This is a genomic window from Pseudomonas khavaziana (genome assembly GCF_019145205.1).
GTDB classification, from domain to species: domain Bacteria; phylum Pseudomonadota; class Gammaproteobacteria; order Pseudomonadales; family Pseudomonadaceae; genus Aquipseudomonas; species Aquipseudomonas khavaziana.
Window position 1 is genome coordinate 326,509 of the sequence record NZ_JAHSTT010000006.1, and the last position, 13,147, is coordinate 339,655.

Below are 13,147 nucleotides of genomic sequence, written 5' to 3' on the forward strand. Positions count from 1 at the left end.
AGACGTTAGAACACCGCTTTGACCTGCAGGCCCAGCACCAGCGCGTTGTCGATGTTGTCACCGGAAAACGCCCCCGGCTCGATGATGTATTGCACATCCGGGCGCAGGGTCAGCCACGGCGTGGCCTGGTAGCCATAACTGAGTTCGATCAACTGTTCGGCCGTGTCCAGGTCGGGATAGGCCGTGCCTGCATTGAACGCTGCCAGCTCCTGCACATCGCGGCTGCGGGGGTTGGGCACCGCACGGCCATAACCCAGGGCCACGGTATCCCGTGGGCGACCCTCGAACGGCTTGTACAGCACCACGCCTGCGCCATACCACTTAGTGAATGGCGACGCCGCCTGGCTGGCCGCGGAGTACTGGCCGAAGGCGTGCAGGCTGCGACCTTCCGATGACTTGGAAGCCCACACGGCCTGATCGATCAGCAGGTAGTGGCCACCACGCCCGCTGACCTTCTTATCGCTACCAATGCGCTTCACATCGGAGCTGTCGTAGTAATACCCCAGCTTGTATTCACCCGGCAGCGCGCCGGCGTGTTTATAGATCAACTCAATGGGCACCACGGTACCGGTGGTGTGCCTGGGGCCCACATGCCAGGCGCGACTGGCGTTGCCGTTACTGGACGGGTCGACATTGAACGCCGCCACGCGCAGCTGCCAGTTGGGCGAAAAGTCATATTTCACCCGCGCGCCCAGGTGCGCATTCGGGTAGTTGGCCCAACCGCTGCCGCCGGACATGTTCAGCGGATGCCCGCAGAAACCGGCGTTCATGAAGTTGCACAGGATGCCGCTGTCCAGGCCGCCCAGGTCGTTGCCCATGGCCATATAGCCGAGCTTCACATTCAGCGCGGGGGTGAACAGCGTGCGCTCGTAGCTCAGCTCGGTGAGGCGGGTGTAGAGGCCACCGTAGTTTTCCTGGATCGGCAGGCGGTTGCCGACCAGATCCTCGGAAGCACTGTTGCCGCGGCGGTCATTGATGGTCAGCTGTATACGGTCGCCATTGTTGAAACCATAGAGCTTGCCCAGGTCGAACTGCACGCCGAGCTTGAGGTTTTGCGAGTAGCGCGCCGAACGATGCTGGCCGCCGTGGGCGTTGTAGGCGGTCTCGCCGCTGTAGTCGCCGGTAAAGCGCACACCTTGTGCGTCGAGTTCGCGACGCAGGCCGCCCCAGTCGCCGGTCAGGGTCGTGTCGTCGGCTTGAGCGGGCAGGGCGGCAGCCAGGGCCAGGCCCAGCACCAGGCGGCCAAAGGAGGTATGAGAAGTAGGGGTCATGCGCAGGGTTCCAGGCACAGAGCGCGGTGCCGGAGCACCGCGCGAACAGAGGGGTTACGGCAGGGCGTAGGCGATCACGTAGTCGCCACGGTCGGTGGACTGGCGTGCGCCACCGGCGGTGACCACGATGTACTGCTTACCGGTTTTCGGCGACACGTAGGTCATCGGTCCACCCTGGCTGCCGACCGGCAGACGGGCTTTCCAGATTTCATCGCCGTTGCCGCTGTTGAAGGCGCGCAGGTAGAAATCCTGGGTGCCGGCGATAAAGATCAGGCCACCTTGTGTCGACAGCGTACCGCCCAGGGTCGGCAGGCCCACCTTGATCGGCAGGTGCATGCGGATGCCCAGGGGCCCTGTGTCTTCAACGGTGCCCACCGGTACTTGCCAGGCGACCTTTTGCGTCTTCATGTCGATGGCGGTCAAGGTGCCGAACGGCGGCGCCTGGCAGGGGATGCCGGCCACCGACAGGAAGCGGTTCTTGTTCACCGCGTAAGGCGTGCCCTTGAGCGGCACGGCGCCCATGCCGGTGTTCAGTGCTTCGCCACCGGAAGAGGCCTGCGCCTTGTTCTGCGACGGCACCATCTGGATCCACAGGCCCAGGCGCATGTCATTGACGAAGATAAAACCGTGCACCGGGTCGGTGGAGATGCTGCCCCAGTTCATGCCACCCAGGGAGCCCGGGAAGCTCAGGGATTTATCGGTGCCCGGTGCGGTGTACAAGCCGTCGTAGCGCATGCCCTTGAAGTCGATGCGGCACAGCAACTGGTCATACGGTGTGGCACCCCACATGTCCGATTCGGTCAGGGTCTGCGCGCCGATCTGCGGCATGCCCACGGATTTGGGCTGGGTCGGGGAATAAGGCTCGTTGGGGATGTTGGCGGCCTTGACCGGCACTTCCTGCACGTCGGTCAACGGCTTGCCGGTGGCGCGGTCGAGCACATAGATCTGCCCGGCCTTGGTGCCGATCACCACGGCGGGTACTGCCTTGTCGCTGCCTGGCGGGGTGAAGTCGATCAGGCTGGGCTGCATCGGCAGGTCGAAGTCCCACAGGTCATTGTGGACGGTCTGGTACACCCATTTTTCAGCGCCGGTGGAGGCGTCGAGCGCCAGCACCGAAGCGCCATATTTGTGGTTGAGCGCGGTGCGCTCCACGCCGTAGATATCGGTGGATGAGCTGCCCATCGGCAGGAACACCGTGTTCATCTGCGGATCGTAGGACATCGGCGCCCAGCTGTTCGGGGTGCTGCGCACGTAGGTGTTGTCGCCCGTCGGGGCTTGCTTGTCCTCAGGGTTGCCCGGGTCGAAGGCCCAGCGCATCTGGCCACTGATTACGTCGAAGCCACGGATCACGCCACCGGGCATGTCGGTCTGGACATTGTCGGCGACCCGGCCACCGACCACCACGGTGGTGCCGGCAATCAGCGGCGCGGAGGACAGCTGGTAGTAGCTGTCCGGCACATTGCCCAGGCCGGCTTTCAGGTCAACCTGGCCATGGGTGCCAAAGTCTTCGCAGAACTTGCCGGTGTCGGCGTCCACCGCGATCAGGCGTGCGTCGATGGTGTTGGTCAGCAGGCGACGCTGGCACTGCGCGCCGGCTGGCACGCTGGCGGCAATGATCGGCGAACTGTTGGGTTGGGTAGGCTGGGCAATGGGTGCAGTGGCGTCGAAATACGCCATGCCCCGGCAACGCTGCCAGACCGCCGATTTAGCGTTGACCTCGTTCTTCCACAACTCTTTGCCAGTGTCGGCATCCAGCGCGATCAGGTTGTTGTGCGGGGTGCAGATAAACACTTTGTTGCCGATCTGCAAGGGCGTCAGCTGGTCTTCGGCACCATTGCCGTCGCTGAGGGCCACGTCGCCGGTGTGATAGGTCCAGGCGACCTTGAGCTTGTCGATGTTGTCGCGATTGATCTGGTCCAGCGCGGCGAAGCGGCTGCCACCTTCGGTATTGCCGTAGTGCGCCCAGTCTTTCTGCGCATCGGCTGCAGCTACCGGGGTGATGCCCGGGCCAGCGCCGGTGGGCGCCACGCTCGGGTGGGCGACAAACATATTGCCTGCCGCTACCGCTACGCCCACGGCCAACACGGCGGCGACGCCATAGGCCCCCCGCGCACGTTGGTTGACGAGCAGTGGGTAAACCAGCGCGACCACCATGCCGATGACCGCGAACATGAACAGTCGCGAAAACAGCGGCCAGAACACCAGCCCTACATCCGCTATGGCCCAGATGGCCGTACCGACCAGGAAGGCCGCGAACAGCCAGGCGCCGGCCGGTTTGCGACAAGCGAGCAACAGCCCTGCAATCGCCATGGCCGCGCCGCCGATCAGGAAGTACCAGGAACCTCCCAGGCTCACCAGTTTGACGCCGCCGATGGCCAGCGCGAGGCCGAGCAGGGCGATGATGACGCCCAGGCCCAGCAGTAAGAATCTAGAGGCGCCAGCGGCGCGCGATGCTCGTTTCATGTCGATCAGAACTCGAGTGAGGAAAGGCAGGGGCCGGATTTTAGCAAGATAAGTAACCAGTTAGTACATTTAGCTCGGTAATGCACTCTTACAAATCCTGGGATTATCCCAGACAGCAAAAAGCCGCTTGCGCCAAATGGCGTAAGCGGCTTGAGTGGGCCAGTGCCAAGGTCAGAACTTGAAGCGACCGACCAGCCCCTTGAGTTGCCCGGAGATATCCGTCAATCGGCCAGAGCCGGTCTGCGCCGAGTGGGCAAACTCTTCGACCAGTTGTGCATCGGCATGGATTTGCGCGATGTGGCGGTTGATCTCCTCGGCGACCTGGTGCTGCTCTTCGGCGGCGGTGGCGATCTGGGTGTTCTGGTCGCGAATCGAGTCCACCGAGCCGCGGATCTTGTCAAAGCTGTCGCGGGCCTGTTGGATGCGCTCGACGCTGGCGTGGGACACCAGCAGGCTGCCCTGCATCTGCTGGGTGACTTCCTGGGTGCGGCGGGCAAGGTTGCCGAGCAGGCTGTCGATTTCACCGGTGGAGTCCGCGGTGCGACGGGCCAGGGCGCGCACCTCATCGGCCACCACGGCAAAGCCGCGGCCCTGGTCGCCGGCCCGCGCAGCTTCGATGGCGGCGTTAAGGGCCAGCAGGTTGGTCTGTTCGGCGATGGAACGGATCGTGTCGAGGATGGTGTTGATGTTCTTGCTGTCCTGCTCGAGCAACTCCATGGTCTGGGTCGACTTCTGCAGGTCTGCGCTCAGTTTGTGCACGCTGCTGGTGGCTTCGCCGATATGTTGCTGGCCGTTGTGGACATCGCGGTAGCCTTCATCGGCACTCGTCGCTGCCGCGCTGCATGAGCGCGCCACTTCGTTGGCGGTGGCCACCATTTCGTTGAACGCGGTGCTGACCAGTTCCACGGCTTCACGTTGGCGCCCGGCGGCCTGGTTCATGTTGCGCGCCACTTCGCTGGTGTCGGCAGCAGCGGTTTGCAGGTCGGAGGAGGCATTGCCGATGCGCTGCACCAGTTGTGCTATCACGCCCAGGAACTGGTTGAACCAACCCGCCAGACTGGCGGTTTCATCCTTGCCCTGCACCTTGAGTTGGCGAGTGAGGTCGCCTTCGCCTTCGGCGATCTCTTGCAGGCCGTCGGCCACGCCGCGAATCGGTCGCACGATCACTCGGGCAAAGCTGGCGCCGACAATCGCGAACACCAGGGCGAGGATCGCCGCGATGCCGGCGATCAACCAGGTCAGGCGGGTGGCGCCGGCCATGACTTCGTCGCGCTTGATCAAGCCGATAAAGCGCCAGCCCAGCCCTTGGGAGCTGACTACGTTGGCCATGTACGGCACGCCGTCGATGTCGATCTGGCTCACGCCGTCGCCGCGCTTGGCCAATTCGGCGTAGTTGGCGCCCAAGTCTGCCAGCGGCTTGAAGTTGTGCTTGGCATCGCTGGGGTCGACCAGCACGTTGCCGTTGGCTTCCACCAGCATCAGGTAGCCACTGTCGCCCAGCTTGATGTTGCGGACCAGCTCGGTCAGCTGCTTGAGCGACACATCCAGGCCGACCACGCCGAGGATATTGCCGCTGGCGTCGGCGACGGTGTGCACGGTGCCGATCAGGGAGACGTCGTCCGGCGCCCAGTAATAGGCGCCAGTGCGCACGGTGGTGCCTGGTGCGGCGATGGCGGCCTGGTACCAGGGGCGTACGCGCGGATCGTAATGAGTGAGCTTGGTGTCGTCAGGCCAACTGGCATAGCCGCCGTCCTTCAAGCCCAGGGACAGGTAGGCGGTGCTCGGATGGCTCTTGGCGAACTGGTCGAAAATCGCCAGCAGTTCTTGATTGGTCGGTGTCAGCGGGATTTGTGCAGCGTCGGCGCCGGCATAGCTTTTGAGGCCCTTGGCCGCGACAACGCGCGGGTCCTTGGCCACGTACTCGACGTTCTGGCTGATGCCGTCGAAGAACTGCTTCATGCCATTGTCGATCTGGCGGATTTCGCGGCCACTGCTATCGAGAAAATTCGCCAGGGCCCCCTCGCGCAGGTTCAGCACCACCAGGACGGCCACCAGGATGACTGGCAGGCACGCGATGGCGGCAAACGCCCAGGTCAGCTTTTGCTTGATATTCATGACTTCTCCCGCGGGTATTTATAATTTTGGCAAGGGGGAAAACGGTAGCGGTGAGCGTCGCATGTGTTGTTTTGCAGTCTGAGCGGCCCATGCTTACCCTTGTATATCGACTGCAAGGGCAAGCACTTGAGGGCAGGGGCCAGGTTTAACCGGTGTGCTCGGCACCCAGGGCATCACGCTGCATCGACTGCAGGTTCTTTTCGATGGTTTCGCAGATGCTCTCCATCTGGATCTGGTGTTCGCTGGAGTTGAACGGGCTTTGCAGGTCGGTGCCGATACGTTCGATGGCCAACAGCATGAAGCCCACCACCGTGGAGGCCAGCGGCGTGAACCAGCCCAGGGACTCCACCAGGCCCACTGGTACGATCAGGCAGAACAACGAAATGAACAGCCGCGGGAAATACACGTAGGGGTAGGGCAGCGGGGTGTTGGCGATACGCTCCATGCCACCCTGGGCATTGGACAGGTCCACCAGGGTCGACTCCAGCCGTGCCAGGCGAATGCTGTCCAGGCGCCCGGCCTGGTATTCGCGGGCCAGTAACGTAGCGGAGCCGGTGAGGATGTCATTGGCAAAGTTATTGGTGGCACCGTTGCGCGCAAATTCCTCGGCGGGGATAAATGCCCGCACTTCTTCCGGGCACGGCTGGCCCTTGAGGTGCGCAGCCAGGCAATTGACGTAGGCCACGTGCCGGCGCAACAGCGTTGACTTGACCGGGTTCACCTCACCGGAAGCGTCATCCAGCAGGGTCAATACTTGCCGGGCAAAGCTGCGCGAGTTGTTGACCATCGCCCCCCACAGCGTGCGCGCTTCCCACCAGCGGTTGTAGGCGCTGCTGTTGCGAAAACTGATCAGCACCACCAGCGCCGAACCCAGCAATGTCAGGGGCATCAGCGGCAAGTTGATCTTGGCGGTGAGAAACAGCATGAAGTCCACCGTCACTGCCACATCCCATAGCAACAGCCAGAACAGCGCCCAGCCCACATAGCCCATGGTCTTGATGATCAGGCGGTATTTCTTCAGGACGGCAGCTTTCAAACGAGCACCTCGCAGTGGGTGGTTGGCAACAATGCCCTGTTACGACGTCGCGAGAGAGGGAAGGTTCGCAGGGTGCTGAATCGATTAGTTGATAAGTCGCTATCCCGGGAGAATGTAACGAGAGGTGTCGCGAAACTGCGGACCACAGATGATTTGAATGTGGAACAACTTTGGTACTAATGACGTCTGGTGCGGCAATCGCTGTACATTGCGTTCGAGGCAAAAAGCCATTAATGGCAGGGTTTTTGACGTGATTTGTTTTTGGGGCCTGGCTGCAGGGATTTCGTAGCCGAGATCAGTGGAATAATTGGTTGATCAGGGCTCTTTCATGCGTGTCAGTTCGTTGAAGTCAGCTATGTGTAATACCGCGCAAGCACTCGAACGTCATAGGGATTTTGAAGCGTGCATGAGAGCGCATTACCACGTGCTGCTCGTGCCCTATTCAAGACGACCGTTTTTCTACAAGAGTGCACTTAAATACAGCCGCTTGATGGTGTCGTTTGCGTTATTGAGCCAGTACTTTTCCACCCCGCTGCCATTGTTGGCAGAAGTTAAGGCCCTGTGCGTGACGCGCAGGTATTGTTCGAAAAACAGCCTGGAATCAATCTTCCTGTTGTTTCGTGCCCTGGGTTTCATGGAGGTTGCACCGCACCCAGAAGACAGTCGCTTCCGGGTGTATTCACCCTCGGATGAAGCTTGCCGTGAAGCGCGCTTGATGCTGACGGCGCTTACCGAGTCGTTGGCGCTGCTGTACCCGGAGCGGGAGATTTTCCGGCAGATGCGCGACCTCGATGATCGCGGGTTCCTGGCCCTCTATTTCAAGGGTTTTGCCGTGATCCTCGCGTCTGAACTGACGGTGGATGTGTTACTGCCCGAGTGTTATTGGCTGGTGAAACGCGATGCCGGGCATCTGTTGATGCTGGCTATCTATAACGATGCCTTTGCGCCGGACAATGACCGCACTACCTTCAGGTCGTCGTCCTACCTGGCATTGGCCAAGCAACTTTCCGTGTCCAAGACCCACATTATCCGCATGGTGCAGGAGGGTGTGGAGAAGGGCTATTTCAAGGCCCACTCCAAGACCCGGCTGGAAGTCCTGCCACCTTTCGCAAGTCTGGTAAAGCGCTTCATGGCCTTTTCATTTGCGGTTGGCCTGCATGCTATTGAGATGGGAGCGTAGGGGATGCCTGCTAACTTGAAGTTGCGGCCCCGGATGCGCAGTTTGCTGTCGCCTGCGGTGACGCAAGCCGAATGGATAGGGATTATTGCCTGGGTCGGCATGTTGTTGATTCATCCGGCCCTGCAGTTGGATATTTATACGGTGGGCGTCACGCTTGGCCTGTTGGTTGTTTGCCGCGTGCATACCAGGACCGCCAACTTTCTGCTTTGGCGGGTGCTGGGGGTGACCTATATGGTGCTGTTGTCGGTCGGCTTCGCCTACATCATTTGCTTGAATGAAGAGTTGCGCATTTATGGCCTGCCATTGGCCGTCACCCTGGTGGTGGGCAGCGCCATCTTGTTTATCAGTGTCCAGGATTATCTGGCCGACGCGCTATTGGTCTGGCTTATTCTGTGGCCGCCGATGCAGGCCGATATATATGCGGGCACCGAGGTCTATCTGCTGATGTTTTGCGCTTCTTCGGTGTCTATTGGTTTTATCTTGAGTTACTCCTACTTGAAGAACCTGCGCTCGGTATTGCTGGTGGAAAGTGAGTTTCGCGCATTGGCCGAGACTGATTATCTGACCTCGATCCTCAACCGGCGCGCCTTTATGCAAAGTTTCGAAAAGTTGCTCAGTGGTGGTCAGGGTGGCTACTTCATCATGTTGGATATCGACAGTTTCAAGGAAAAAAATGACCTGTATGGCCACGATGTGGGCGACAAGATCCTGCGTGCCATGGCCGTGTGCCTGAAAAACGCCAAGGGCAGCCACAGTTTTGGTCGGATCGGCGGGGAAGAGTTCGGTGTGTTGTTGCAGGGCGATGACCCGGAACTGGCCTGCGATTATGCCCTGGCGTTACTGCAGTCGATCCGCGGCAGTGTCGCTGCACCGCATAACTACACGTGCAGTGCGGGCATGGCGCGTTTTTCAGCGGGCGACGACCTGTCGACGGTGCTCAAGATGGCGGACAAGAACCTGTATGGCGCCAAGCGCAACGGCAAGGACTGCGTGCATCTGGACGGTGCGCTGCTGCAGCCGGTGTTGTCCTGACGCACAGGCCTATCTACTGCTGCGACAGAATACTTGCCAGCAACCCGGGAAAGCGGCTCTCCAGCTCGTCGCGACGCAATGAGTTCATATGGGTGGTGCCCACATTGCGGGTGTGTACCAGGCCGGCATCGCGCAGTACCCGGAAGTGGTGGGACATGCTGGATTTAGGCCGCCCGCCATCCAGTTCGCCACAGCTGGCCTCGGGCACGCCGGCCAGGCAGCGCACGATGTCCAGGCGTACGGGGTCGCTCAAGGCGTAAAGCACGCGCTCAAGCGTCAATTCTTGCGGTGTAGGGTGTTTGAAGGCTCGCATGGGGCGGATCATAACAGGGGGGTAGCGTTCAATACCATAGTTCGATTACCATCGAACTATCGAATCACACACCCTTCCCCGGAGTATCTGATGTCCGCGTTGTTCGAACCGTTCAAACTTAAAGACGTTACCTTGCGCAATCGCATTGCCATCCCGCCGATGTGCCAATACATGGCCGACGACGGCATGGTCAACGATTGGCACCACGTGCACCTGGCCGGTATGGCCCGTGGCGGGGCCGGCCTGCTGGTGGTCGAGGCCACCGCAGTCGCTCCCGAAGGGCGTATCACCCCAGGCTGCGCCGGTATCTGGAGCGACGCCCATGCCCAGGCGTTCGTGCCCATGGTCAAGGCCATCAAGGCCGCAGGCTCGGTGCCGGGCATCCAGATCGCCCACGCCGGCCGCAAGGCCAGCGCCAACCGCCCATGGGAAGGCGATGACCACATCCCGGCTTCCGATGCACGCAGCTGGGAAACCATCGCCCCTTCGGCCATCGCGTTCGGGGCCAACCTGCCCAACGTACCGCGTGCCATGACCCTGGACGATATCGCCCGCGTCCAGCAGGACTTCGTCGACGCCGCCCGCCGCGCCCGTGACGCCGGTTTTGAATGGATCGAGCTGCACTTCGCCCACGGCTACCTGGGCCAGAGCTTTTTCTCCGAGCATTCCAACCAGCGCACCGATGCCTACGGTGGCAGCTTCGACAACCGCAGCCGCTTCCTCCTGGAAACCCTGGCCGCCGTGCGTGAGGTCTGGCCGGAAAACCTGCCGCTTACCGCGCGGTTCGGCGTGATCGAATACGACGGCCGTGATGAGCAGACCCTCACCGAGTCCATCGAGCTGGCGCGCCGCTTCAAGGACGGTGGCCTCGACCTGCTGAGCGTCAGCGTCGGTTTCACCATTCCCGATACCAACATCCCGTGGGGCCCGGCCTTCATGGGGCCGATTGCCGAACGTGTGCGTCGTGAAGCCGGTATCCCGGTGACATCCGCCTGGGGCTTCGGTACCCCGCAACTGGCCGAAAGCGCGTTGCAGGCCGGGCACCTGGACCTGGTGTCGGTAGGGCGTGCCCACTTGGCCGATCCGCATTGGGCGTACTTTGCCGCCAAGGAGCTGGGCGTGGAAAAATCCTCCTGGACCTTGCCGGCGCCTTACGCGCATTGGTTGGAACGCTATCGCTGAGGCGGGCCAGGCATACACAAGAGCCACTCAAGTGAGTGGCTTTTTTTCGCCTGGTGTTTATGCACTACGGAGGGCCAAAGGCTTGAGCGAAAAATAACAAATGAGAATGGATGCCAAATGAGAATCGACTGGGCTATGATGCTCGCGAATTCTTGGCAGGTTTGCCGTCCCATCTGGCTCTTTCACTAGGTTCAACACCCATGCGTCGTACCCTGATTTCCATTTGTGTGCTTCAGGCGTTTTCCCCCTTTGCGTGGTCAGAGGATGCCCCGGCAGAAACAGCCAGTATCGAGTTGCAAGCCACCAACGTCACCGCCACCGCCGATTTCGAGTCGGCCCAGGGCCCGGTGCAGGGTTACCACGCCACACGATCAGCCAGTGCGACGCGTACCGACACCTCCATTCATGAGACCCCGCAATCCATCAGCGTTATCTCCAAGGACGTGGTCGAGGACATCGGTGCGACGCGCCTGCAGGATGCCCTCGACTATGCCGGCGGTGTCGGCCGCGCCAACAACTTCGGCGGCCAGGGCCTGACCACCTTCACCGTGCGTGGCTTTACTACCGGTGAGTTCTACCGCAATGGTTTCCCGATCAACCGCGGCTACCCGAACATGCCGGACGCCAATACCATCGAGCGTCTTGAGGTATTGCGTGGTCCGGCGACCATGCTCTACGGCCGTGGCGACCCCGGTGGCACCTTCAACGTGGTGTCCAAGCAGCCCCTGGCCGAACGCACCGTCACCCTGGGCAGCCAAGTGAATGACCAGGGCATGAAGCGCGGCACCCTGGATGCCTCCGGCCCGCTGGACGAGGAGGGCCGCCTGGCCTATCGCCTGAACGTGGTGGGTGAGGGCGGCGATACCTTCCGCGATCATGTCGAGACCGAGCGCTACGGCGTGGCCCCGGTGATCACCTGGCAGGCCAGCGATGACACCAAGGTGACCTTCGAAGGCGACTTCATGCGCAACAACCACCCGTTGGACCGTGGCCTGACGCGCCTGCCCAACCAGCGCAGCACGCCGTCGCGCGATACGTTCTGGGGCGACAAGGACGCCGGCAAGCTGCACAACGACAACAACATGGCGCAGTTGCGTTTCGAGCATGCGCTCAACGACAACTGGACCCTGGGCGGTGGTTTCCAGTGGTTGGACGGCAGTTTGAAAGGCAACGCCATCGAAGCCAATGGGATGGCCAGCCTGGGCGCCGATGGCCGCACCCTGCAACGCAACTTCAACTACCGCAAGCTGGAATGGACCGACAAGGATTACCAACTCAACCTGACCGGGCACTTTTCCACGGGCGGCTTCGATCACACTTTGCTCACCGGTATCGAGTACGAGGATTACGACTACAAGTCGATCATCCAGCGCTCCAGTGCGGTTCCGGGTACCTACCCGATCGACATTTTCAATCCAGCGTATGGCCAGGCCCGTCCGCCGCTGACGCGCACGCCGACCCACGACAAGGAGAACCTCAAGACCTATGCGGCGTTTATCCAGGATCAGGTGGCGCTGACCGAGCGCTTGAAGGTCTTGGCAGGGGCGCGTTTCGAGCGTTTTGAGCATGACTATGAAAGCTACGTAACGGGGGTAAAACCCTGGACCGCCGCTGACAACGCGGTCACCCCGCGTGTGGGCGTGATCTACGACCTCACCGACACCGTCGCGGTCTATGCCGACGCAGCCCGTTCGTTCAAGCCCAATACCGGCGCCAGCCGTGAAGGCGGTGGTTTTGCACCGGAGAAAGGCAAGTCCTATGAGATGGGGATCAAGTGGGAGGCGCTCGATCGTCAACTGAGTGTCGACGCGGCGATCTACCAGATCGAAAAGAAAAATGTGCTGACCAACGACCCGGCCGACCCCACCAACACCTTCAGCGTCGCCGCTGGGCAGGTACGCAGCCGCGGCTTCGATCTGAACGTGGCGGGCAACCTCACACCCGAGTGGCGCGTGATCGGCGGCTACGCCTACGTGGATGCCGAGGTCACCCGCGACAACACCTTCCGTGCCGGCACCCGCCTGATGAACATCCCGCGCAACAGCTTCAGCCTGCTCAACGTCTACGAGTTCCAGGACGGCGCGCTCAAAGGCCTGGGCCTGGGGGCCGGCGGCAAGTACGTCGACCAGCGCGCCGGCCAGACCGCCAACACTGGCTTCTCGATGGACGCCTACACCGTGGTCGACCTGCTCGGCTATTACAAGGTCAACGAGCAGGTACGCCTGAACCTGGATGTGAAGAACCTGTTCAACCGCGAGTATGAGGAAGGGGCGTTCGGTAATATCTATGCTTACCCGGGTGCCCCGCGTACGGTGCAGGTTGGAATTTCCTACACCCTATAACGCGCTATACACAGGCCCAAAATGTGGGAGGGCGGTGCGACGATTCGACTTGCTCCCGATGGCGGCCTCAGGGCCGACCAGGATGTTGGATCGGACCGAGTACATATCCGTTATTTAGATTACGGCCACTATTGGTTCCGCTTTTACAGCGGGTCACTTTTGAAAAGAGCCCAAAAGTAACCAAAAGGCTCTTGCCCCACCACTCGGCACCTC

The 13,147-nt window shown here is 61.2% G+C and carries 9 protein-coding genes and 1 pseudogene; 4 read left to right on the forward strand and 6 right to left on the reverse strand.

Features of this window, described 5'->3' with window-relative positions; genetic code table 11:
• Nucleotides 1–5: 5 nt before the first annotated feature.
• The 5 genes and pseudogenes from KVH01_RS17355 to KVH01_RS17370 all read right to left on the reverse strand — a co-directional run bounded on the left by KVH01_RS17355 (nt 6) and on the right by KVH01_RS17370 (nt 6,885).
• Nucleotides 6–1,271 (reverse strand): carbohydrate porin, encoded by a 1,266-nt coding sequence (locus KVH01_RS17355; protein ID WP_217882223.1) that lies wholly within the window; start codon nt 1,269–1,271, stop codon nt 6–8.
• A 54-nt stretch (nt 1,272–1,325) separates the two neighbouring features.
• Nucleotides 1,326–3,734, reverse strand: coding sequence for a glucose/quinate/shikimate family membrane-bound PQQ-dependent dehydrogenase (locus KVH01_RS17360; RefSeq protein WP_217882224.1), 2,409 nt, complete (start codon nt 3,732–3,734; stop codon nt 1,326–1,328).
• Nucleotides 3,735–3,905: 171 nt separating this feature from the next.
• Entirely contained in the window at nt 3,906–4,673 is a 768-nt protein-coding gene (locus KVH01_RS30660; protein WP_404822073.1) for a methyl-accepting chemotaxis protein, read from the reverse strand.
• 99 nt (nt 4,674–4,772) lie between these two features.
• Nucleotides 4,773–5,849, reverse strand: a pseudogene (locus KVH01_RS30665) (cache domain-containing protein); the annotation flags it as partial.
• A gap of 145 nt (nt 5,850–5,994) precedes the next feature.
• Nucleotides 5,995–6,885 carry a bestrophin family protein gene (locus KVH01_RS17370; RefSeq protein WP_217882225.1) on the reverse strand — a complete coding sequence of 297 codons (891 nt, stop codon included), beginning with the start codon at nt 6,883–6,885 and terminating at the stop codon, nt 5,995–5,997.
• 328 nt (nt 6,886–7,213) lie between these two features.
• On the opposite strand from KVH01_RS17370, the gene KVH01_RS17375 reads away from it, so the two are divergent.
• Both KVH01_RS17375 and KVH01_RS17380 read left to right on the forward strand, forming a co-directional pair.
• On the forward strand, nt 7,214–8,065 hold the full coding sequence (locus tag KVH01_RS17375; RefSeq protein WP_173664483.1) for a hypothetical protein: 852 nt from the start codon (nt 7,214–7,216) through the stop codon (nt 8,063–8,065).
• A gap of 3 nt (nt 8,066–8,068) precedes the next feature.
• Nucleotides 8,069–9,097: a GGDEF domain-containing protein gene (locus KVH01_RS17380; protein ID WP_217882226.1), complete on the forward strand. Its 1,029-nt coding sequence runs from the start codon at nt 8,069–8,071 to the stop codon at nt 9,095–9,097.
• A 13-nt stretch (nt 9,098–9,110) separates the two neighbouring features.
• Here KVH01_RS17380 and KVH01_RS17385 read toward each other — a convergent pair whose 3' ends face one another.
• Nucleotides 9,111–9,410, reverse strand: coding sequence for an ArsR/SmtB family transcription factor (locus tag KVH01_RS17385; RefSeq protein ID WP_217882227.1), 300 nt, complete (start codon nt 9,408–9,410; stop codon nt 9,111–9,113).
• A 90-nt stretch (nt 9,411–9,500) separates the two neighbouring features.
• On the opposite strand from KVH01_RS17385, the gene KVH01_RS17390 reads away from it, so the two are divergent.
• Together KVH01_RS17390 and KVH01_RS17395 are read left to right on the forward strand one after the other, a co-directional pair.
• Nucleotides 9,501–10,592 (forward strand): NADH:flavin oxidoreductase/NADH oxidase, encoded by a 1,092-nt coding sequence (locus tag KVH01_RS17390; RefSeq protein ID WP_043051027.1) that lies wholly within the window; start codon nt 9,501–9,503, stop codon nt 10,590–10,592.
• A 200-nt stretch (nt 10,593–10,792) separates the two neighbouring features.
• Nucleotides 10,793–12,934, forward strand: coding sequence for a TonB-dependent siderophore receptor (locus KVH01_RS17395; protein WP_217882228.1), 2,142 nt, complete (start codon nt 10,793–10,795; stop codon nt 12,932–12,934).
• Nucleotides 12,935–13,147: the final 213 nt, after the last annotated feature.